24 protein-coding genes, 3 rRNA genes and 1 pseudogene are annotated in these 22590 nt (G+C 44.2%); 18 read left to right on the top strand and 10 right to left on the bottom strand.

All coding sequences use genetic code 11. The features are described from left to right. A 23S ribosomal RNA gene (locus tag U5J89_RS13710) occupies positions 1-2071 on the top strand; the annotation flags it as partial. Positions 2072-2133: 62 nt separating this feature from the next. Further along, positions 2134-2240: ribosomal RNA gene (rrf, locus tag U5J89_RS13705) — 5S ribosomal RNA — on the top strand. A 364-nt stretch (positions 2241-2604) separates the two neighbouring features. Here rrf and U5J89_RS16085 read toward each other — a convergent pair. Then, positions 2605-2817, bottom strand: a complete 213-nt coding sequence (locus U5J89_RS16085) for a type II secretion system protein (protein WP_416208538.1) — start codon at positions 2815-2817, stop codon at positions 2605-2607. Between the two features lie 60 nt (positions 2818-2877). Here U5J89_RS16085 and U5J89_RS13700 point away from each other — a divergent pair, with 60 nt between their 5' ends. Next, positions 2878-4257: a vWA domain-containing protein gene (locus U5J89_RS13700; protein ID WP_322576210.1), complete on the top strand. Its 1380-nt coding sequence runs from the start codon at positions 2878-2880 to the stop codon at positions 4255-4257. Then, on the top strand, positions 4238-5362 hold the full coding sequence (gene rodA, locus U5J89_RS13695; protein ID WP_322576209.1) for a rod shape-determining protein RodA: 1125 nt from the start codon (positions 4238-4240) through the stop codon (positions 5360-5362). The genes U5J89_RS13700 and rodA overlap by 20 nt, the downstream gene beginning before the upstream one ends. A gap of 15 nt (positions 5363-5377) precedes the next feature. Here the strand turns inward: rodA and U5J89_RS13690 are convergent, their stop codons facing one another. Next, positions 5378-5854: a type II secretion system protein gene (locus U5J89_RS13690; RefSeq protein ID WP_322576208.1), complete on the bottom strand. Its 477-nt coding sequence runs from the start codon at positions 5852-5854 to the stop codon at positions 5378-5380. A gap of 69 nt (positions 5855-5923) precedes the next feature. On the opposite strand from U5J89_RS13690, the pseudogene glyA reads away from it, so the two are divergent. The 12 genes and pseudogenes from glyA to U5J89_RS13630 all read left to right on the top strand — a co-directional run. Further along, a pseudogene (gene glyA / locus U5J89_RS13685) lies at positions 5924-7063 on the top strand (serine hydroxymethyltransferase); the annotation flags it as partial. Positions 7064-7074: 11 nt separating this feature from the next. Next, positions 7075-7656 (top strand): tetrahydrofolate dehydrogenase/cyclohydrolase catalytic domain-containing protein, encoded by a 582-nt coding sequence (locus tag U5J89_RS13680; protein ID WP_322576206.1) that lies wholly within the window; start codon positions 7075-7077, stop codon positions 7654-7656. A gap of 46 nt (positions 7657-7702) precedes the next feature. Beyond that, entirely contained in the window at positions 7703-7900 is a 198-nt protein-coding gene (locus U5J89_RS13675) for a hypothetical protein (RefSeq protein WP_322576205.1), read from the top strand. Next, a complete protein-coding gene (locus U5J89_RS13670) occupies positions 7897-8472 on the top strand; it encodes a phosphatase PAP2 family protein (protein WP_322576204.1) in 576 nt (191 codons plus the stop codon). Before U5J89_RS13675 ends, U5J89_RS13670 begins: the two co-directional genes overlap by 4 nt. A 10-nt stretch (positions 8473-8482) precedes the next feature. Beyond that, on the top strand, positions 8483-9901 hold the full coding sequence (gene secD / locus U5J89_RS13665; RefSeq protein ID WP_322576203.1) for a protein translocase subunit SecD: 1419 nt from the start codon (positions 8483-8485) through the stop codon (positions 9899-9901). 1 nt (position 9902) lies between these two features. After that, positions 9903-10814, top strand: coding sequence for a protein translocase subunit SecF (secF, locus tag U5J89_RS13660; RefSeq protein WP_322576202.1), 912 nt, complete (start codon positions 9903-9905; stop codon positions 10812-10814). An 86-nt stretch (positions 10815-10900) separates the two neighbouring features. Further along, positions 10901-11416, top strand: a complete 516-nt coding sequence (locus U5J89_RS13655) for a GerMN domain-containing protein (RefSeq protein ID WP_322576201.1) — start codon at positions 10901-10903, stop codon at positions 11414-11416. Positions 11417-11491: 75 nt separating this feature from the next. Then, positions 11492-11692 carry a hypothetical protein gene (locus U5J89_RS13650; RefSeq protein WP_322576200.1) on the top strand — a complete coding sequence of 67 codons (201 nt, stop codon included), beginning with the start codon at positions 11492-11494 and terminating at the stop codon, positions 11690-11692. Between the two features lie 300 nt (positions 11693-11992). Beyond that, positions 11993-13458 (top strand): 16S ribosomal RNA (locus U5J89_RS13645). Between the two features lie 236 nt (positions 13459-13694). Then, positions 13695-14189 (top strand): putative metallopeptidase, encoded by a 495-nt coding sequence (locus U5J89_RS13640; protein WP_322576199.1) that lies wholly within the window; start codon positions 13695-13697, stop codon positions 14187-14189. 171 nt (positions 14190-14360) lie between these two features. Then, entirely contained in the window at positions 14361-15986 is a 1626-nt protein-coding gene (locus tag U5J89_RS13635; RefSeq protein WP_322576198.1) for a BCCT family transporter, read from the top strand. A 23-nt stretch (positions 15987-16009) separates the two neighbouring features. Further along, complete coding sequence (locus U5J89_RS13630) at positions 16010-16927, top strand: universal stress protein (protein ID WP_322576197.1); 918 nt, start codon at positions 16010-16012, stop codon at positions 16925-16927. A 4-nt stretch (positions 16928-16931) separates the two neighbouring features. Here the strand turns inward: U5J89_RS13630 and U5J89_RS13625 are convergent, their stop codons facing one another. The 6 genes from U5J89_RS13625 to U5J89_RS13600 form a co-directional block, all read right to left on the bottom strand. Continuing rightward, complete coding sequence (locus tag U5J89_RS13625) at positions 16932-17105, bottom strand: hypothetical protein (protein WP_322576196.1); 174 nt, start codon at positions 17103-17105, stop codon at positions 16932-16934. Between the two features lie 108 nt (positions 17106-17213). Further along, positions 17214-17438: a translation initiation factor gene (locus tag U5J89_RS13620; protein ID WP_322576195.1), complete on the bottom strand. Its 225-nt coding sequence runs from the start codon at positions 17436-17438 to the stop codon at positions 17214-17216. Between the two features lie 8 nt (positions 17439-17446). Then, entirely contained in the window at positions 17447-17599 is a 153-nt protein-coding gene (locus U5J89_RS13615) for an oxidoreductase-like domain-containing protein (protein ID WP_322576194.1), read from the bottom strand. A gap of 11 nt (positions 17600-17610) precedes the next feature. Beyond that, positions 17611-18210 carry a hypothetical protein gene (locus tag U5J89_RS13610; RefSeq protein WP_322576193.1) on the bottom strand — a complete coding sequence of 200 codons (600 nt, stop codon included), beginning with the start codon at positions 18208-18210 and terminating at the stop codon, positions 17611-17613. Between the two features lie 93 nt (positions 18211-18303). Beyond that, a complete protein-coding gene (locus U5J89_RS13605; RefSeq protein WP_322576192.1) occupies positions 18304-18927 on the bottom strand; it encodes a carbonic anhydrase in 624 nt (207 codons plus the stop codon). Between the two features lie 138 nt (positions 18928-19065). Continuing rightward, positions 19066-20502, bottom strand: a complete 1437-nt coding sequence (locus U5J89_RS13600; RefSeq protein WP_322576191.1) for a carboxypeptidase regulatory-like domain-containing protein — start codon at positions 20500-20502, stop codon at positions 19066-19068. A gap of 283 nt (positions 20503-20785) precedes the next feature. Here U5J89_RS13600 and U5J89_RS13595 point away from each other — a divergent pair, with 283 nt between their 5' ends. After that, entirely contained in the window at positions 20786-20908 is a 123-nt protein-coding gene (locus U5J89_RS13595) for a hypothetical protein (RefSeq protein WP_322576190.1), read from the top strand. Positions 20909-21311: 403 nt separating this feature from the next. On the opposite strand, the gene U5J89_RS13590 is transcribed toward U5J89_RS13595, so the two are convergent. Further along, positions 21312-21617 (bottom strand): GIY-YIG nuclease family protein, encoded by a 306-nt coding sequence (locus U5J89_RS13590; protein WP_322576189.1) that lies wholly within the window; start codon positions 21615-21617, stop codon positions 21312-21314. Positions 21618-22053: 436 nt separating this feature from the next. Between U5J89_RS13590 and U5J89_RS13585 the strand changes: the two genes are divergently transcribed. Further along, positions 22054-22218 (top strand): hypothetical protein, encoded by a 165-nt coding sequence (locus U5J89_RS13585; RefSeq protein ID WP_322576188.1) that lies wholly within the window; start codon positions 22054-22056, stop codon positions 22216-22218. An 81-nt stretch (positions 22219-22299) separates the two neighbouring features. On the opposite strand, the gene U5J89_RS13580 is transcribed toward U5J89_RS13585, so the two are convergent. After that, positions 22300-22524 carry a hypothetical protein gene (locus U5J89_RS13580; RefSeq protein ID WP_322576187.1) on the bottom strand — a complete coding sequence of 75 codons (225 nt, stop codon included), beginning with the start codon at positions 22522-22524 and terminating at the stop codon, positions 22300-22302. Positions 22525-22590 lie beyond the last annotated feature (66 nt).

The raw sequence follows: 22590 nt of genomic DNA, 5'->3' as shown, positions 1-22590 counted from the left end.
GTGACGATTGTAGTTATAAAATCTAGCTATATGCGGGAAACTCTGAGTATCCGTTTCTACTAGTCAATAAAAAGGCAGTAATAATGAAACGGTGCAGACAATCCGCAGGAAAGGTTCTGGTAAAGTATTCTAATGTGCACCGCACAATGAATCAAAAAGAAACTAACAAAGATTGGTTAAACAATGTTCCGCTAAGTGTCGGTCATTATCTTGCAGGCTTTGTAGACGGCGAAGGAAGCTTCAACGTCTCATTGCGCAAGCGAGATGACCATACGCTCGGTTGGCAGATTGTGTTGACGCTTAATGTAGCGCAACGCGACAATACAGTGCTCTCACTTCTTAAGAGATATTTGGGATGTGGGAGGCTGCAGGAGAGAAAGGACGGATTGTGGTACTTTATAGTATCGAATCCGGTAAGTATTAAAGAACGTGTAATTCCGTTTTTTGAGAAATTTAACTTTCTCTCTCCTGGTAAGAAAAGTAATTTTTCTATTTTTAGAAAAATTGCGAAGCTTATGTCAGAAAATAAACATCTGACTCAAGTTGGAATGCAAGAAATCATAACTCTCCGAGAAAAAATAAATCCCGGCAGAGGAAGAAAGAGAAAATATTCTCTCTCGCATTACACACAATCTTTATCAGAAAATCCTCAGAGACTACATGCTAGAGTCTCCCCTCGAAAGAGGTAAGAGATAAGATATAGTCCGATCTCGTGGGCGACTACGAGGCTTCTGCATCTACCTTTGCAGATAATAAAAAGATGAATCGTCCTAAGGTAGCGTAATTCCTTGTCTGGTAAGTTCAGACGTGCACGAAAGGCGTAACGACTGGGGAACTGTCTCGAGGACTCGCTCGGTGAAAATGCAATGGGGGTAAAGATGCCCTCTACCTGCAGCTAGACGAAAAGACCCCAGGAGCTTTACTACAACTTGATATTGGGGGCATGGTTCGACTGCGTAGCATAGGTGGGAGACTTTGAAGCGATCCTTTCGGGGATCGTGGAGTCGTCAGTGAAATACCACTCTTTCGGACTATGTCTTCTAACCAGAGCGGCAAAAACGTTCTGAAACAGTATCTGGTAGGTAGTTTTAGTGGGGCGCTATCCTCCCAAACAGTAACGGAGGAGCCTATTAAGGTCAGCTAGGCGCGAATGGAAACCGTGCTGATAGTGTAATGGCACAAGCTGGCTTGACTGCAAGAGGTACAACTCGAGCAGGTGCGAAAGCAGAGCATAGTGAACCGACGGTACGCGTTAGATGCGGCCGGAGATCATCGGATAAAAGCTACCCTGGGGATAACAGGCTGGTACCGCCCAAGAGTTCATATCGACGGCGGTGTTCGGCACCTCGATGTCGGCTCACCTTATCCTGGGGCTGGAGAAGGTCCCAAGGGTTTGGCTGTTCGCCAATTAAAAAGGTACGCGAGCTGGGTTCAGACCGTTCAGGAGTGAATTGAGAAATTAACTTCTGAACCAATCTGAACCCACCATAACGACACAAAATCGAGCTTTTCGTTTATGAAATATTGATAGATCCAACCGTCACGGCGGTCTCTGGAAGTAATTCCAGATGATTAAGCTGACTTATATCGGTAAAACTCCGCACCATTCAGTGGTGGGGGCAATACCGAGGGAATTGAGTTTAACCTCAAGCCCGTAGAGACTGAATGTCAGCTATCTCCCACCATTTTGAGTAAAATTTGGTAGGTGATAAAGCTACAGTCCGATCCCGCCAGTCAATGGCGGCGTTGATAAGTCCGAACTTATTAGCTACATTTGCGTGAGACAGGTTGGTCTCCTATCTGCTGCAGGCGTTGATTCTTGAGAAGATTTGTCCCTAGTACGAGAGGACCGGGATGAACTGACCTCTGGTGTGGGAGCTCTGCTGCCAAGTGGACTGCTCCGTAGCTATGTCAGGTATGGATAAGAGCTGAAAGCATCTAAGCTCGAAGCCAACTTCAAGATTAAGAATCGTTTGAGATCCCTAGGAGATGACTAGGTTGATAGGCTCCAGGTGCACGTGCAGTAATGCACTTAGCCGAGGAGTACTAATTCATCGATTCCTATTAGGAACTTTGAATATAACGCGTTTGTTCAATTACCTGCGAAAAATCCATTGAAATTGAGTTTTCTGTTCTGGTGACTTGTCGGCGGGGTTACACCCGTTCTCATTCCGAACACGGAAGTTAAGCCCGCTTGAGGCGATGATAGTCGATAAGGCGAAAGTAGCTAGTCGCCAGAACAGAGAACTCAAAAACCGCCCTTAGAGGCGGTTTTTTGTTTATCTTAGCTATTCCAATCTAGCTTACCAGAGCTCCAATTATTGGCGGAGTAATTTTAGATAATGGAAAAATATGGACTAGACCATATGTCTGTCGCCGCTCATCTTTCCGGGTGATCATCGTCATCTGCGAAATAGGTGCCGACTTTATATCCGCATCCTGATTAGTTGACGTGCAATATGTAGTATCCGGCGCAGTCAGTACATTGCATATCTCCCTCAGCTACTTCCATTTATAGGATCTGTGGAGCATTGTTGACATGTACGTAGTTACAAGTATCTTGGCGATGATAGCTTGAATTCCAGTTATTATCGAGAGAGCTTGTTAGTTACCGCCAGCTCCAGGGAATTTTCTATTTCTCGCATAGTACAACTCAAGCGCGTCAGAAATAGAGGTGACGTCCGAGATGCGTCTGGCGTCATTTGCGCTTTGCCTTGCGCCTCCTAAGTTTGCGTATACTACGGAAGCTAAAAGTCCGAGAATACCGACTACTACTAATATTTCAACTAAAGTAAAACCTTTGTGATCATTAAACATACACATATTTTATCACAATAATGTTAGAGAGATTGGATATAAATTGGTATACTGTGGAATATGGATCCATCTCCGTGGGCACAAAAGCGAAAGCTCATATACACATCCGTAGTAGTCGGAGCGCTGGTCGTGATCGGTTCGGTGCAGGCCTTTAGGATATTTTACGAAGCACCTACTTGTTTTGACGGCAGACAAAACGGTCAAGAGACAGGCGTGGACTGTGGTGGCGAGTGTCGTCGGGTTTGCGAGTTTGAAGCTGAATCTCTGACCGTAAAATGGAGCAAATATTTTGAGATATTTGACGGTGTGTATACGGCGGTAGCTTATGTAGAAAATCCAAACCGAGCGGTCGGCGCTGAATCTTTGCCTTACTCGTTTGAATTTTTTGATTCAAGCGGAGAGAAAATAGAAGAAATAGTTGGGAAAACACACGCTTTACCCAATTCCAATATACCTATATTTGTAGGCCCGATAGAGATGAGTGAGGAGCCCGATAATATGGAGTTTTCTTTTGGCGAGGAATTATATCTGGTTCACTCTGATGCTGATGAAGTTCCGATTGAAGTTGAAAACACCACTTTGATTTCTTCGGAAACAAATCCAAAATTGCGAGCACTTCTCTTTAATACTTCGGTGGCTCCTCTAGAAGACGTAAGTGCTGTCGCGCTGGTTTATGACAGTAACGAAAAAGCGATCGCCGCTTCACGGACAATCGTTCCTTATTTGCCAAGTGACGAGCGTGAAAGAATTACGTTTACTTGGCCGGAAGCGTTTAAGGTAGAGCCAAGCGTTTGCTCTCAGCCGGTATCAGCTATGCTTTCAATTGACCGTTCCGGTTCCATGAACGATGACGGAGGTAATCCGGAGCAACCCATAACTGACGCTTTGAATGCCGCGAGTACCTTTGTGGATAATTTGAGCGAAAACGATAAATCTGGCGTGGTTTCCTATGCCACCGAAAGTTCTGTTGATGTAGGTTTGACCTCAAATAGGGAGCAGGTCTCAGAGGGAGTCAGAGATATTTCAATACTGCCGAAAGATGAAACTGGGTATACCAATATAGGGGCGGGAATAAGTGACGCCAGGAGTGAGATAGTAAACGACCCCGACTTTAAAGTGGGTGAGAGAAACAGCGTGATCGTAGTTTTGACCGACGGTATCGCGAATTGGCCCCAAGATCCCGGGGGCGAAGAGTATGCTCGTAATCAATCTCAAATAGCCAAAGAAGAAGGAATAGAAATATATACCATCGGCCTCGGCAATGATGTCAACCGAGAGTTTCTATCTTCTATTGCCACCGCTCCTAACTATTATTTTGAGGCAGTGAGTGTTGAAGATCTGGAGGGGATATACGAAGAGATAGGTACGGCGGTTTGTACACTGGGACCTTCAACAATAGAGGTGGTACCGCGCTATAACAATGTTTCGGAGGATAGCTAAGAACAATTACGACTGGCTGATATTTTTCGGGATAATACCGATAGTGGCAGCTGGACTTGTGACGATGTACTCGTTTGACGCGACGAGTCTATTTTTTACGCGTCAAATAATCTGGGTTGGGATAGCGTTTATTGTTTTTGTCTTGGTTAGTACGATCGATGTGCGGTTTTTGCGGGAAACTCGTTTTATAATGCTTCTCTACGGGGTAGTTGTCGCTCTCTTATTATTGCTTTTCATTCTGGGGTCTACATTTAAGGGTGCTACGAGTTGGTTTGACTTGGGTTTTCTAGCGTTTCAGCCGTCTGATCCGGCAAAATTGGTTCTTATTTTGGTTTTAGCAAAATATTTTTCCAGACGACACGTTGAAATACGCGATTTTCGTCATATTTTCATTTCCGGTTTATACGCGCTTATCATTTTTATATTGATATTTCTTCAACCGGACTTTGGATCTTCAATAATTATTCTCGCTATCTGGTTCGGTATGGTTTTGGTCTCCGGGATATCGAAAAAACATATTGCAATTTTGTTTGGGGTAGGGGCTGTCGCTTTTATAGGGCTATGGACTTTTGTACTTGATGACTTTCAAAAAGAGAGAGTTGAGTCTTTCTTACATCCTTACGCTGATATTTCCGGTGATGGATATAACGCTTACCAGTCCGCTATCGCTGTCGGTTCCGGGGAATTGACGGGTAAGGGAATCGGCTATGGTACTCAATCGCGTTTGCAATTTTTACCCGAATACGAATCGGACTTCATTTTCGCGGCATTTACTGAGGAATGGGGTTATATCGGTGCTTTGCTACTGTTCTTTTTCTTTGGGGTTGTTATTTGGCGAATTTTTGTTAACGCAAAGGAGGGGGCGACTAATTTTGAAACGTTTTTTGCCGTAGGTTTGGCTACGATGTTCATTGCGCACTTTACTGTCCACGTAGGAACGAACATAGGAATGCTTCCGGTTACGGGGTTGACTATGCCATTTATGAGTTATGGCGGTTCTCATCTTCTCACTGAATTTTTGGGCTTGGGGATCTTGATGAGTATGCGCCAATATAGGCGGGAGTCAAAAGAAGTCATAAGTCAGCCCGATCTTTTGGAGGAGTAATCGGTTAGTCAATGACTAGCGAAGCATAATTATGTAAGGATTTGTTGAGGTAGAAGCTCCTCCTTGGCTACCCCAGCCGTCGGGGCACACTTCATTCAAGTTGCCGTCTTTTGATTCCAGCGATCTAGCAAACACCACCGGTCCATTTGGTCCCGGGTCGCATTGGTGATTGGAGTTGTAATAATAGTAATGCTCTGGATCATTTAGGGGATCGGTCGGAACCTCTTCCATAAAGTTTTCTAAGGCAGAATAGACGGTACTGCTGCTGTCTATTTCTCCATCGTAGTTGGGATAACTTCCGTTATGTTCGCGGTATAGTTTCAACGCAATCGCTATTTGCGAAATATCCGATTGTCTTTGGGCGTCGCGGGCGTCTTGCCGCGCGGGACCGACGTTTACGAGTACGATTGCCGAAAGAACACTTATAATGGCGATGACAACCAATAATTCTGCTAATGTAAACCCTCTTGAGCTTGATAAGTTATTTTGCATAATTTTAATTTCCCTTAATAGTAAAATACTTTTGCTTTTGGTACAATCGCCACTATACACACCAATTTTATGGACGAGATTTTTTCACTTATTAAAGAAGAGGAGGAAAGGCAAGAAAATACGATCAACTTGATCGCTTCAGAGAACTACGTATCGAGTGGGGTTCGGGAAGCCCTTTCGAGCGCCTTTATGAATAAATACGCCGAAGGTTATCCGGGGAAGCGATATTACCAAGGTAATGCTGTAGTTGATAAGGTAGAAAACCTGGCGAGAGAGAAGGCGTTAGAGGTTTTTTCTCTTTCTTCTGATGAGTGGTCGGTGAATGTCCAGCCGCTCTCGGGCGCGCAAGCGAACCTCGCGGTTTATTCGGCGTTGGTTCCTTTGGGTGAAACTATTTTGGCCCTAGATCTTTCGCACGGAGGGCATCTTTCGCATGGACATAAAGTAAGCTTGACCGGGAAGCTTTGGAAGCAAGAGAAATTCGGAGTATCGCGAGATACAGAGATGATCGATTATGACGAGCTAAAAAAGATCGCTGTAGAGACGAAACCCAAGATGATAGTTGCCGGTTTTACCGCTTATCCGCGTGAGGTGAATTTTAGGAAGTTGCGAGAGATAGCCGATTCTGTCGGCGCCTATTTACATGCGGACATTTCACATATTGCCGGATTGGTCGTAGGTGGTGTTCATCAACCGCCTTTTTCGGTTGCCGATACTGTGATGACCACCACCCACAAAACTCTTCGCGGTCCGCGTGGCGCGATAATATTTTCTTCTCCGGAATATGCCGCAAAAATAGACAAAGCGGTTTTTCCCGGAATTCAAGGCGGACCTCATATGAATAAGATAGCGGCTATGGCAGTGGCCTTTACTGAAGCACTGAAGCCTGAATTCAAGACTTATGCCGAAGACGTAGCCAAAAACGCAAAGGCACTCGCGGACACGCTAAGCGAAAGAGGATTGCGTTTGGTTTCGGGAGGCACAGATACGCACCTCTTGCTCGTTGATACTTGGCAGGAAGGAAAAGGGATCCCGGGTGATGAAGCTGCGGAGAAATTGGAGGCGGAAGGCATCGTTACGAACAAAAACACTATACCTTTTGATGAAAGAAGTCCGCAGAGTCCTTCCGGAATTCGCTTGGGAACCGCGGCGGAAACTACCAGAGGAAAGGACGAGAGTGATTTTAGGGAAATAGGTAATAAGATAGCAGATATTCTTATATGATAGTAGATGGTCGAGAAATAGCGCGAGATATAGAGAGTAAACTAAAGAAAACTTTCGCCGCGTACGACAAAGAACCGCACATTGATTTTCTTAGTTTTGGTGAGGATCCTTCCACCAGATCTTTTTTGAATATCAAAAGACGAGTAGCAAAGAGAATTGGAGTTGATCTTCATATTCATGAATTACCCGAAAATACCATAGAATCAGCCGCTGAAAAGATCTTGCAGTCTCTTGTAGACGGACAGTCTGACGGGGTTGTGGTGCAGTTGCCTCTGCCTTCGTACTTTAATCGGGAAACCTTTTTGGATATTGTGCCAAAGGAGAAAGACATAGATTGTCTTTCTCCGAACGCGCTTGAGCTTTACCGGAAAAATGAAAATGTGTTCGTGCCACCGGTAGCGGCGGCGGTGGAAGAGATCTTGTCGCGCAATAATATAGATCTTCTAGATAAAAAAATAGCCATTGTTGGTTATGGAAATTTAGTGGGAAAGCCAGTTTCTCTTTTGCTGGAGAACAAAGGCGCAGAATTTGAAGTATTTAATAGCGACTCGGACCTGAATCGCCTCAGAGAAGTTTGATCTGATCGTTACCGGAGTCGGCAAGTCTGGTCTCATTGATAAGGATATGGTCAAAGAGGGAGTTGTATTGATAGACGCCGGGACCAGTGAGTCTGCCGGTGAAGTGTCAGGAGATGTAGATAGGCAGGTCTATGAAAAAGCTTCTTTGGTTACGCCTGTGCCGGGCGGAGTCGGTCCGGTAACGGTGGTCAAGCTTTTTGAGAACGTTGCTAAGTCTATTGAAGAGAAAATTAAAGAGCAATGAATGAGCTGAATATACAACTATTCTTATTACTTAATACTCTTGCGGGGAAGAGCGAGATTCTTGACGCTATCTTTCTGTTTCTTTCTGAAGGAGCGGGATTAACGCTTGCGATCGGTGTACTGTTGTATTTGTTGTACAGAGAAGGGAGAAAATTTGTCTATCCTTTTATCGCTATTTTCGCTCCGGCAACCGCGGCATTCGTGTATACGCAAATTTTGAAAAGACTATTTCTGACAGAGCGCCCGCCGTTGTTTTTTGATGAAATAACGGTTCTATTTGAGCACGGTGGAGCGGACGCGTTTCCGTCAGGGCACGCGGCTACCTATGGAGCGCTCGCAATTGCTGCTTTGTACTACAACAAAAAATTGGGTGGCTTTTTGTTCGTCATTGCTGTTTTGATAGCAATAGCGCGGGTAGTTGCTGGAGTCCACTGGCCTGTCGATATAATTGCCGGATTTATAATCGGCGCTCTATTTGTCTACGCGTACAGAGAACTCTTTCATGACAAGGTTCTGAAATATTTAAGGAGATATAATAAGGACACCTTGTCAGACGATAAAACAAATGTATAATGTAGCCGCTATGATGAGAAACGCGAGAATTGTATCTGTAGTGATAGTACTGATCGGAATACTCCTGGGGGCCTTTGTTGTGCTTTCTGAAAAAGAAGATTCTCGCTTTTCGGGATTTGCTTTTAAATACGGACTTGATCTATCCGGCGGAACGCAACTTATATATAACGCGGATACATCCGAGGTAGCTCCGGAAGAAGTGGAGGACTCCATGTCGGCACTACGCGACGTTATTGAGCGTCGCGTCAATCTTTTTGGTGTTTCCGAGCCACGTGTACAAGTGGAGAAGGGAGGATTAGCCGGAGGTGAGAACAGACTCATTGTTGAACTTCCCGGAGTGACGGATATCAATGAAGCTATCGCTATGATAGGCGAAACTCCGGTTTTAGAATTTCGGTTGAGAAAAGACGAAAGCGAACTTGAAATTGATCAGTCTCAACTCGAAGGTCTTAATATAAACGAAGGTACCTCCGAGGGAGAGACAACTGAAGGCGAGAGCTCTGAAGGAAGCCAAAACGGAACCACAGCCGAGCTTGAATTATCGCCCGAGGATCTTTACGAGAAGACCGAACTCACAGGACGTTACGTCAAAAGTGCTTCTGTTCAGTTCGACCAGACAACCGGTGAGCCTATAGTTAACATTAGGTTTAATAGTGAAGGAAGGGATCTTTTCGCTGAGATCACTCGTGATAACGTCGGGGAGGTTTTGGCAATATTTCTTGACGGAGAAGTTATCTCAACTCCTGTCATAAGAGAGGAGATACCAACCGGCGAGGCGGTGATCTCCGGGCAGTTTACTCCCGAAGAAGCGAGAAAGTTGGCGCGTGATCTGAGTTTTGGAGCGCTTCCGGTTCCGATTGAGTTGGTTTCTACTAACTCCGTGGGGCCAATTCTCGGCCAACAGGTTCTGGATGACGGAGTTTCCGCGGGTATTATAGGGTTTGCTCTGATACTCGGATTTATGATCGTGTGGTATAGGTTACCCGGGATAGTAGCGGCAGTTGCTCTTGTGTTCTATACATTGGTCATGCTTTCGCTTTTCAAACTCATTCCTGTAACTTTAACCGCTTCCGGAATTGCCGCTTTCATACTTTCCGTGGGTATGGCGGTGGATGCCAACGTGATCATTTTTGAACGCATCAAAGAAGAGCTTCAGAGTGGAAAGGGGAGCTTAGGTGCGATTCAGGATGGCTTTGACAGAGCATGGCCGGCAGTTCGAGACGCTAATTTGTCTTCTTTGATCTCGGCGGTTGTGCTCTTCTACTTTGGAAGCTCGATCGTACAGGGGTTTGCTCTTGTGTTCGGTATTGGTGTTCTGGTCTCTATGATCTCAGCTCTTGTAGTTACAAAGACATTCCTTTACGCCGTTTCTTCAGAAAAGCACAGCGAGTCTAAACGTAAAATGTTCGCTTCAGGATTTTCAAAATAATATGTTTATAGCACGCAACAGAAAAATTTTTCTAGGAATTGGCCTTACACTGGTAGTCCTTTCATTGCTTTCCGTTTTGATCTTTGGATTGAGATTTAGCGTTGAGTTTACAGGTGGTTCTATAATAGAAGTATCGGTGGAAGGTAATGAAGTAGAAAAAGAGACGATAACAGAGGCTGTCTCGGAGAATTTGCCTGAAGACAGAGCGATGGTCCAAGAGTTCGGTGATAGTGGATTTGTGATTCGCACACCTTTCTTGAATGAAGATATACACGCGGGTGTTACGAATGCTCTTACATCGATTGAGGGAGTTACTATCGACAGAGAAAGTTCGGTTGGTCCGACTATCGGTTCTGAATTACGGCAAAAATCTATAATCGCGATAAGTATAGTGGTTGTGCTTATTGTTCTGTTCGTGGCTTTTGCCTTCCGGCATGTCTCAAAACCTATTTCGTCTTGGATGTACGGAGGTGCTACTATAGCCACCTTAATTCATGACATAACAGTCACGACCGGTGTGTTTACTATACTAGGCGTGGTGGCTGGCGCCGAAGTAGATTCGCTTTTTGTGGTAGCGCTTTTGACTATTTTGGGTTACTCGGTAAACGATACGATCGTTGTCTTTGATCGCATTAGGGAAAACTTGCGTCAAAATGAAGAGAAGAATAACGAGGAAGACTTTGAAACAACGATCGGACATTCAATAGACCAGACGATCACTCGTTCGATAAATACTTCTCTTACTACGAGCTTGGCGCTTCTATCCCTTTATGTATTTGGCGGTTCAACCACACAAATTTTTGCGCTTACTCTTTTGGTCGGAGTTATAGCCGGAACTTATTCTTCTATCTTTTTTGCCAGTCCGCTATTGATAACGATCGAAAGGTGGCGTTATAATCGTAAGCAGAAATAATAACCATAATCTTAAATATGAATAAAATAATTACAACCATTATAGGAATAGCGGCAATCGCACTTCTAGTGTTTGCTATAGCTAATTTGAGCCAAGACACAGAAACGCCAGTAAATGGCGTTAACGATTCCGAAGAACAAGCAGATAACGTGGTAGATAACGACTCGGACGACCCGGAGGACGAAGATGAGAGTTTGCCAGACTCCGTAGATGTCTTTTTGGTGGACGTTGAAGCGGCAGAAGAAGGCGAAGGAATTGGTTGCGGTGACGAGATGGTCGCAATTAGTCGTGACATAGAGCCTACAGCCGGAGTGCTTATGGCTGCCCTGACTGAGTTGTTTTCAATTACAGAGGATGAGTATGAAGGATACTATAACGCTCTAGAGAATTCTGATTTGGGCGTTGAAAGCGCGTCAGTTGAGGACGGAGTAGCTACTGTGTATATAGAAGGTGAAGTAAGTGTGGGTGGAGTTTGCGACGAACCTCGTTTTGAAGAACAGATCAGACAAACCGTACTTCAATTTTCTACTGTAGAAAGTGCTCGGATCTTTGTAAACGGTACTCCTCTTGGCGAGATATTTGACTCGCAGGGTTCTAACTAGAAATAAACTAAAACGTTCATAGGTTTGACAAATAGATGGGCGGGTGAGAATCTCTCCTTAGAGAGGAGTGTGGTTATGTCTTTGGAAAAAGCTCCCCCTGTCAGATTGGATGATCATACGTTGCTAGAAGGACTTTACTTAGGCAAAGCTGACATAATCGGAGCAGCTGTAACCGTTGAAATTGTTTTGGGAGGTGAATTCGTGGGGCGTATTTGTTTTTCGCTTGTAAACAGTGAAGAGATACGTCCGGAACAGATCGCCGAAAGCAGGCTGTAGACAGCTGAGAGTCAGATTCACAAGAACCCCGGAATTTTCCGGGGTTCAATTACTTGACTTCGAGCTCAATCTCAGTATACTTGAGGGTGTCCACGAATTGGTGGATTTTTGTTTCGCGGATTTGCGCGATACAATATGTGATAGGACTTTGAAAATTGAATAAATACACAGCAAACAAGTCCACCGGGTACTGAAAAGTATTCGGAACGCGCAATTATAGAAATATATAATTGCGCGGTTAAAAGCAAAAGTTCTGCATAGCTTCTTTTGCTTCATTCATAAATGTAGGGCGACCTGCATTTTTCAAAGAGTTTGATCCTAGCTCAGGATGAACGCTGGCGACGTGGATAAGGCATGCAAGTCAAAGGGTCCTTCGGGACACTGGCAGACGAGGTAGTAACACGTAGGTAACGTACCCCAAAGTCAGGAATAACCCGGCGAAAGTCGGGCTAATACCTGATAGTCCCTTCGGGGTAAAGATTTATCGCTTTCGGAGCGGCCTGCGGACTATCAGCTTGTTGGTAGGGTAACGGCCTACCAAGGCTATGACGCTTAGGGGAGGTGAGAGCCTGACCCCCACCGATGGAACTGAGACACGGTCCATACACCTACGGGTGGCTGCAGTCGAGAATCTTCCGCAATGGACGAAAGCCTGACGGAGCGACGCCGCGTGATGGATGAAGTCCTTCGGGATGTAAACACCTTTTATGAGGGAGGAAGTTTATTGACGTTACCTCATGAATAAGGGGCTCCTAATCTCGTGCCAGCAGGAGCGGTAATACGAGAGCCCCAAGCGTTATCCGGAATTACTGGGCGTAAAGGGTGCGTAGGCGGCCATGTTAGTCTCTTGTGAAATCCTCGGGCTTAACCCGAGGCGCGCAAGGGAAACGGCATAGCTTGAGGATGTGAGAGGTGTGCGGAACTCACGGTGTAGGGGTGAAATCCGTTGATATCGTGGGGAACACCAAAAGCGAAGGCAGCACACTGGCGCATTCCTGACGCTGAGGCACGAAAGCGTGGGTAGCGAACGGGATTAGATACCCCGGTAGTCCACGCCCTAAACGATGTCCGCTAGCTTTTCGGAGTATCGACCCTCTGAGAGGCGAAGCTAACGCGTTAAGCAGACCGCCTGGGTAGTACGAGCGCAAGCTTAAAACTCAAAGGAATAGACGGGGGCTCGCACAAGCGGTGGATCATGTGGCTTAATTCGACGATAAGCGAAGAACCTTACCAAGGCTAGAAACCATAGCTGCACGCTCCGGGAAACCGGAGACGCCTTCGAGGCGTGTATGGCAGGTGATGCATGGCCGTCGTCAGTTCGTGGCTTGAGTTGTTCCCTTAAGTGGGGTAACGAACGCAACCCCTGTCGCCTGTTACAAGTGTCAGGCGAGACTGCTCCCTCACGGGAGAGGAAGGTGAGGATGACGCCAGGTCAGCATGTCCCTTGATGCCTTGGGCTACACACGTGATACAATGGGTAGTACAACGGGACGCAATGGAGTAAGCCGGAGCAAATCCTTATAAAACTATCCTCAGTTCGGATTGAGGTCTGCAACTCGACCTCATGAAGTCGGAATCGCTAGTAATCGCGGATCAGCACGCCGCGGTGAATACGTTCCCGAGCCTTGTACTCACCGCCCGTCAAGTCAAGGGAGTCGGGAGTGCCCGAAGTCCGCGTTTAGCGCGGCCGACGGTAAACTCGATAACAGGGACTAAGTCGTAACAAGGCACGGCTAGCGGAAGCTGGTCGCTGGATATATTTAATTTTTGATTTATCTGAATTTTCAGATTTATCGAGTCGATACGTGCGTTTTTGCGCGCGTGTGTTTGAAAGAACAATCCAAAATCTTTCCGCTATCTGGAAAAAGCCACGAGATGAATAAAGCAAAAGAAATTGTGCAGAAAACAACAAACCGCGTCGCAGAACTCAAATTGAAAAGATCACCTTAGAATCATACCTTTGGTCACCATGAAATTCTGAATTTTAAAAAGAAGTACGTCCATGAAAGACAATGATTTTTTGAAGCCCGGAGACACCGTTGCCCACAGTAACAAACAGTTGATGGAGTCTCCTGAAATAGCAAAGATTGCCGAAACAGTAATAGATCGGGAAAGTCTTGATTTTGGTCCTGCATCAATTGGCTATTTCCTGGTTTATCCAAACCTGTCGAAATACAAAGCCGCCAAGTGTAAAAAGGCGTCCCGAGAAGTAGAGTATTATTCCGGTCATAATTACCTCATTGAGATTTCCGGGGAAATGTGGGATATGCTTGATCAGAAGACCCGTGAGATGGTGGTTTTCCATCAGCTCTTGCATGTCGATCCCGTATACAAAGCCAAAAATCAGGAGTGGAAGATGAAGGTTCGAAAGCCCGACTTTTCTGATTTTTATGAAATCAACGATAAATATGGCAACGAATGGTATAAAACTGTGCAGGCCACCGTATCATCGCTTTACGATTTGGATCCTAAAAGAGAAAGTAAAGTAAATCTGTAAGTAAGTCCTTCTGTATTTTTTTAGGGATGTGATTTGCTTCATATCCCTTTTTTATTGGTAGTTGCCTGCTAATTGATTTCTTTAACACTGAACGTTTTATTTCTTATTCAAATTTAACAGGGTAGTGCTGACAAATTTGAATTTGCTAATGCTTAATTAAAACTATTTTTAATGAGCTTAAGATCACAAGAGTCCCAAGAAGAAACCGAGCAACAAGGGATAAAAAAATATTTTGATGTCCACAAGCCCGTTTTTTGGCCTTCGGTTATTCTTATTCTCACAATGATCACAACGACACTAGTGATGGGAGAGCAGGCCCAAACAGTGTTTGAGGCTGTCCAGAGTTATATTTCAAATAATATGGGATGGCTCTTTATCCTGTCTGTAAATGCTTTTTTGGTTGTTTCGCTTACTATAGCTTTCAGTAGATTTGGGGATATTCGCATAGGTGGAGTTGATGCTAAACCGGAATTTAGCACCATGGCATGGTTTGCCATGCTGTTCAGCGCAGGCATGGGAATTGGCATCATGTTCTGGAGCGTTGCCGAACCGATATATCATTTCTTAAGTCCGCCCATGGCAGAGGGAGAAACGGTGGAAGCGGCACGCCAGGCAATGAGCTTAACATATTTACACTGGGGATTTCATGCCTGGGGCATCTATGCCATTGTAGCTCTTTCATTAGCCTTTTTTGCATTTAACCGCGGATTACCGCTCTCATTCCGATCGGTTTTTTATCCAATTTTGGGCGATAGAATTGAAGGCTGGATTGGCGATGTTATTGACACACTGGCGGTATTGGCCACGCTATTTGGATTGGCTACCTCGCTCGGACTTGGAGTAAAACAGGTTAGTGCTGGGTTAAATCACCTTTTTGCTTTCCCCGATACGGTCTGGTTACAAGTTGGTCTTATTGTTGGGATTACGATGGTAGCTACGATTTCAGTTGTTTTGGGAATCGATAAGGGCGTTCGTGTACTCAGTGAGGCTAATATTCGCATTGCAGTATTATTTTTAGTTTTTATGATGATTGTTGGTCCCACTATCTACATACTGGATTCTTTTGTGCAAAATATCGGACATTACGCCAACAATATATTGACCTACAGTTTTTGGACGGAAACCTATAAGGGATCAACGTGGCAAAACGGTTGGACTGTTTTCTACTGGGCATGGTGGGTTTCGTGGTCACCCTATGTAGGCATGTTTATCGCTCGAATATCTAAAGGCAGAACGGTCAAGGAGTTTGTGCTGGGTGTACTCATTGCTCCGAGCCTCGTTACCTTTTTGTGGCTTGCTGCATTCGGTGGAACGGCCATTGATCTGGAAATGCAGGGAATTGGCAATATAGGTGCTGCAGTTCAGGAAAATGTAGCAACTGCGCTCTTTGTGCTGCTCGAGCAATTTCCATTAGGATTTGTTACCTCTATTGTTGCCATCATTCTGGTGATGAGCTTTTTCGTAACCTCGTCAGATTCAGGATCACTAGTCATTGACAGCTTAACAAGCGGCGGTAAGCTGGATGCACCCGTAGGTCAGCGGATATTCTGGGCACAGACGGAGGGAGCGGTAGCAGCCGTGCTGCTTATTGGAGGAGGATTAAATGCCCTGCAAACGGCGGCTATAACCACAGGACTACCGTTTCTATTCATCTTATTATTGATGTGTTATAGCTTGTATGTGGGATTGAGCAAGGAACATCAGCGAAAAGTAGAGCGTAAAGAGAAAAAAACGCGCGACTCCTATAAAGAGTTGATCTCTAACTTGGTGAGTGAGCAAGAAGGAACTTCAGAATAATTTTCTTATAAAAACAAGCTGTTATGAATGCTTTTAATCATTGGATGGTAGGGCTCGACCTAACGAATATGGATGATCTGGTATTGGGATATCTGGATTTTTTATCTGGTATCAATGAACCTGAACATCTTACCTTTATTCATGTTGTTGAGGATGAAGCGATTTCGGAAGAGCTCAACGAGCTGTTTCCCGAGGTAGAGGCATCAAAATCACTTGAAGATATTATCCGCGAAGAACTTCAGAAGAAAGTAAATGATTATTTTAAGGCTGAGGGCCCACATGTCAACATCATAATTAGAGAGGGGAGTACTACAGAAACGTTATTATCGGCTTTAAATGAATTTGATCCGGATTTGTTGGTGTTGGGCAAAAAAACAGGATATGAAGGAGAGGGTATTCTGGCGCGAAAAATTACGAAGTACGCCCATTGCTCTTTGCTTTTTGTAGCCGAAAATTCTCAGTATAAACTTGAAAATATTCATGTACCTATAACCTTTTCAAAAGCTTCAGCGAGGGCGCTCAAAGAGGCCCAAAAGATGTCTGACGCGGTAGGTGCGGAGTTTCATGTGCAGCATGTTTATCACTATCCGGCACAATTCTTTCCTTATATACCTTCGGATAAATATTCCGAGCGGATGAATAAATATCTAAATAAAAAATACGATAAGTTTAAGAAAAAGTACGATTTAAAGAATATACCCAAATGCACTTTTACCGTGAAGGATAATGGGAAAGATGCCGACCAGATTTACGATTTGACCCTGCGAACCCGTGCAGATTTGATTATGGTAGGAGCAAAAAGCAAAACTTCTGCGGCTGCTTTACTTACGGATGAGATGGCAGATAGTCTCGCGGATTATCATTTTGGAGTACCGGTATTCATCCATAAAGAGAAAGAAGAACACATCGGCTTATTGAAAAGCCTATTGGATAAGGATTAAAAAACTATTCTTCCTCTTCTTCAAAAAAACGCATTTCCAGGGCTTCCAGCCGGCGTTCAATTCGCAGTAGCTTTTGTAGTATTAGTACGTGGGTTTTACCGGCGTCAATTCCTACCGGACTGTCCTCGTCCTTAATTTGCTCTAAAATCTCCTCATACTCCTGTTCTGAAATATTCAAGCCCATAACTCTACATCGTTTTCAAGTTCATCAATTTCTGCTAAATACTTAGTTCCCATCCGATCGCTGGGTTTGGGGTCGGATGGATAAAAAAGGAATATACTTTCCTTACTTCACATCATATCCTTCATCTTGCAAATATGCTCGAACTTTATCCACGTGGTCACCCTGGATTTCGATCGTTTTGGCATAGCTCGTTCCGCCGGCCCCACATTTTTGCTTAAGCTGTTTTTCCAACTTCTCAATTACCTGCGGATTGTGTTGAATATTCGTAATCATCGTAACCGTTTTACCGCGACGTCCGCTGGTATCCAACTTTACATTAATGGCCATAATAGAATTTACTGCTTTTTAATTTCATAGTTCTGATTTTCTTCCTGCTGCTTTTTCCACTCATTGTATTTCTCCAGCTGCTCCTCATAAATCTCGTAAATACATTTTGGACAACCCGTTCCGCAACAATCGGTGGGAAGGGGTTTGATAGGTTTGCGCATCTAAAAAATAATTATCCCGTTTTGCCGTACGCTTCGGGACGAGTGGTTTTGAGTTCGTATCCGTGTAACGAGAAATTCTTAAGATGCCACCACGCGCGCTTTAACTTGGAATCGGGCAAGGTAAAGGATACGATTGAATGAGCGGCACGACGTAAGGTTTTGTCGGCATCGGAAAACTGTTCAATATCGACAATGACCAGACCGTTAAAGGCTTTTACTTTTTTCAAAAAGTAGCGCTCTTGCGGGGTCGCATATTTGGTGTGAGAATGGGAATAACTGGTATAGACCCCACAGAGTTTATCACCGTTTTTGAAGTAGAGGATATCGTCGGATTGCTCCATGTTGTCAAAAAAGTTATCGAGCTTCTCAAACGATTCCGATTCAATTCGGGAGGATAATTCTGAGGTATCAACAACGTGAACCTTTCTATTTAGCCTCTGTTCAATATCATTGAGAGCCTTTTGCTTATTGGGCTCAAAAATCCCCAAAAACAAGCTCAGGTGATGTCGGTCTTTTTCTACATCAGATTCCAGATGATTTAATAATTCTGTGTATGCCTCATCTCCATAGGAGACATCCTGAAATTTATTTTCGGGCGTTTTAATATCCATCACACTAATAAGATTTATAGAAAATTAGGTAAGCAATTACCTTGGTTTCAAATTTCAACTAAATATATGAAACGTATCTCTCAGACCGAAGGGTTAACTTTCCAGATTAGCAGCTTCTTCGGCAGAGTCAATACGGATATCCAAATCATTAAGTAGGCCGGTTTCGAGATCGTAAATTAATCCGTGAACACTCAAGGCTTGTCCCTGCTTCCATGCCTGCTGAACAAAAGGGGAGTGGCACATTTTTTTTACTTGCTCACGGACATTCAGCTCACAAAATCGATTTAGTTTCTCTTCCTCCGATGGTCGCCCCTCGATTTCATCTTGATGCGTTCGGTAAACATCTTCAATATTTGCCAACCAATTGTCAATAAGACCGAGATTATTATCTTCGTAGGCCGCCGTTACACCTCCGCAACCATAATGTCCACACACTACAACGTGACGAACTTTTAATACGCTTACGGCATATTGTACTACCGATTGGATATTAATGTCGGAATGAGGAACCACGTTTGCAATATTGCGATGCACAAACAGGTCACCCGGACCAAGTCCCGTAAGTTGCGCGGGAGGGACGCGGCTGTCGGCACAGCCAATCCATAAATAATTGGGACTTTGACCTTTAGCCGATTCCTTAAAAAAGTCTGGCTGTTTTTCTTTGATATTGTCAGCCCATTTTTGGTTTTGATCAAATACAGTAGAGAGCTTTCCCATTGATGTTTTGGTACTGGTTTTGTTCGAAATTGAAAGTTTATTTGCAGTAGCTGGGAGTTTAAAGAAAAGACTGATCAAAATAAAAACCCTGCCAGAGTTTTTGGATTCTGACAGGGTTTTGTATTGTATACTATATCATTAAAAACTTTTTCGACGAGTCCCTGATATTTCGGTATAAGTCGTTGTATTACCAGAGGGAGTAGTGACTGAAATATTTATCGTTAAATCAGCCGGATCATTGGTTTCATCGTCGGTATCTCGAATCGAAAAGTTAAATTCCGTAGCACCGGGTCCGGGAAATAAATGATTGCCCAAGGTGAAATCGACATCTCCGGTAACTTCCATACCTTCACCTGCTTCAACAGTAATTTGAGTGCCTGCTGCCATAGGATTTCCGTTCATATCCGTAACGGTGTAGGAAAAGTTTTCTCCGCCATTGGGATCCAAATCAAAAGTAGTGGGGGTAGCACTTATTTGTGCCGATCTTGTGGAGAAAACTACATTTATCTCTTTTGAAATACGGTTGTCATTTTCATCAACGGTTGTTGCTGTAACTGTTGAATAGCCGGGGCGTCCGCCACTGCCGGGAATATTGTCATCAGGACGAGGTTCGCCGGAAATCATATCAACCGTAACGGTACCATCGGCGTCGGTTTGTCCCGAACCCTGGATAATCCCTCCGGTAGAGTTGAAGTAAACGACTGTTCCCGGTTTAACAGGATTCGAAAATTTGTCGCCAACAATAACAGTAACAGAATTTCTTACTCCATTGATATCGTATGCTTCAAAGTTAAATTTCTCTGGAGAAATGCTGAAGTGATCCGGGTCTGGAAAGCCCCCGTGAATAGCAACAAGCACCGGGGTAGATTTTATGGTTACCCCAAGATCCTCTCGCTCCACACTTGCCTGGACTTTAACGGGTCCGGCCACATTACCGCTGAATAGCGAAGTAGTTGCCTGACCGTTAGAATTAGTGGTAGCTGTTTTAGGGATAATCTCTTCGTCACCGCCCGGACCTGAAAGGATCTCAAAATTGACATCAACAGCCCCCTCAGCATTTATTGCTCTTCCTGCTGAATCTACTACCTGGAATGTGAATGCCGAACTAATATTATCACCCGTTTCCTTAATAAAGATAGCTTGATCTGATATACTTTGGAGAATAATGGCTGCCGGACCTTCGGGCTCTCCGCCCACTTCATCGCCTCCATCATCACCGTCTCCACCGGAACTATCCGTTGATTGTAACTCGATAACTAGGTCGTCCACATCCGTATCCGGGGCCAGCTTAAAGTTTGTAGTTTGAGTTTGATATCCTTGTTTGTCGATTTCCAGTGTTACGTTTACGGTTTCACTTCCGGGATCTACATCAAAAGAAAAATTACCTGCAGAATCAGTGGTCGCCGTTTGTCGAAGATTTTCCGGCTGAGTTAGTTCGACAATGGCATTACTGACAGGGTTGCCGGAACTGGCCTCAATAACTTGTCCGGCAATAATGACAGAGTCATCAGTACCGCACGCCTGAATTAACAAGATCATTGCGAGAGGGAATAGCAGAAATAGACGATTTTTCATTGCACTATACGATTTGAAAATATGATTAAGGAAATAGCTTTAGCTTTATTTAACGAGCATCCATCACCAACGTAATATATAATATTAAAAAAAATTAATATTACGCCTAATCTTAAGGCGATAGGTCTTAATTGTCAACTATAATAAAGAGCCGCAGGTGGGATTACAATTTAAATTTATTAATGTAGGCCTTGGCAAAGATTTAAATTTTGTGTCAGGATGAATTTGCTATGAATGGGGTGGCCGTAGGTACGGGGCAATTCCCAAACAAAGAAACCCTGTCATGGTGAGCGACCGACATGGAGCGCGACCATCCCCTAATGGAGTGAGTGCTTTTAATACCGATGGGGGATCGCCCCGGTCGCGAAAATCACTCCCTCGCGATGACAGATCCGGAAGTGTGTAACTTGTCATTGCGAATGGAGCGAATAAAAATGAAGCGGAGTGTGGCTTGCCATTTCAGTCATTTTTATATGAGAAGGGGTATTAAATTTCAGGTGAAGAATAATTAACAGCGATATCCAAAAGAAGAAACTGTTATTACGGGCGGTTGAATAGAGTGGGGCAATTTCTCAAATAAAGAAACCTTGTCATGGTGAGCGACCGACAGGGAGCGCGACCATCCCCGAATGGAGTGAGTGTTTTTTTAATACCGTTAGGGGATCGCAGCGGTAGCAAAAATCACTCACTCGCGATGACAGACTTGGAAGTGTGTACTTGTTATTGTGAATGGTGCAAATAGTGAGCGGAGTGTGTCCTGCCTGTATGGAACTTTTTTTATGACATGAATATTTCCATTAGAAATACATTTAATCATCGGTCAATTCCTTATATAAATCCTTCCAATCCGTATTAATTGATTCTATTAGGTTCTCCTTTTTTGCTCTTGACCAAGATTTAATCTGCTTTTCTCTTTTAATAGCATCTTCAACATGGTTAAAATATTCGTAGTAAACGAGTTTTGTGATTCGATAGCGACTGGTAAATCCGGGTATTTTTAAGGATTTATGTTGTTCCACACGGTAACGTAAATCATTTGTCATTCCCGTATAAATAGTGGTATCGTATTTATTTGTCAGTAGATAGACATAGAAATTGTAATTCCAGTTTCCCATTTTTTAAAAGTAAGATCCTTCAGAAAGGGTATTCCTTACAGTTTTTACGATGAAAGGGGGAGGATTAAATCATGATGAATAATCTTAAATAGGGACATCCAAAAAAGAAATTAATAATATGAGCCACCGAAGAGAGACTGTGGCAATTCCTCAAAAACCCTGTCATGGTGAGCGACCGTCAGGGAGCGCGACCATCCCCAAATGGAGTGAGTGCTTTTAATATTGATTGGGGATCGCCGCGGTCGCCAAAATCACTCCCTCGCGATGACAGATTTGGTAGGGTGTAACTTATCTTTGCGAATGGTGCAAATAATGAGCGGAGTGTAGCCTGCCATTTACAGTCCTTTTATATGAGAAGGGGTATTAAATTTCAGGTGAACAATCTTAAACAGCGTTATCCAAAAAGAAATTGACATTGTGAGCCACAGAAGAGGGCGTGGAAATTGCCCAAACAAAAGACCCTGTCATGGTGAGCGACCAACAGGGAGCGCGACCATCCCCGAATGGAGTGAGTGCTTTTAATATCGATTGGGGATCGCCGCGGTCGCAAAACCGCTCCCTCGCGATGACAGATTTGGAAGGGGGTACCTTGTCATTGTGAATGGAGCGAATGAAAATGATCGGAGTGTAGCCTGTCTGAAGCCTTTTATGACATGAGGGCATTAAAATAAGGGGAACAATCTTAAACAGCGATATCCAAAAGAAGAAATTTTATTGCAAGCGACCGAAGAGAGTGTGGCAATTCCTCCAAACAAAGAAATCCTGTCATGGTGAGCGACCAACAGGGAGCGCGACCATCTCCAAATGGAGTGAGTGCTTTTAATATCGATTGGGGATCGCCGCGGTCGCAAAACCGCTCCCTCGCGATGACAGTAAGGTTTTGCAAAGACCTCGGATTAGAACTCATTAAGGTTTAGGTTTGCCAATTCTGATTTATACAGGCGATTTGATACACAACATTCACTTTGGAAGG

It is taken from the genome of Fodinibius sp. (assembly GCF_034521915.1).
Taxonomy (GTDB): domain Bacteria; phylum Bacteroidota; class Rhodothermia; order Balneolales; family Balneolaceae; genus Fodinibius.
This window is presented reverse-complemented; position numbering and strand designations above follow the sequence as displayed.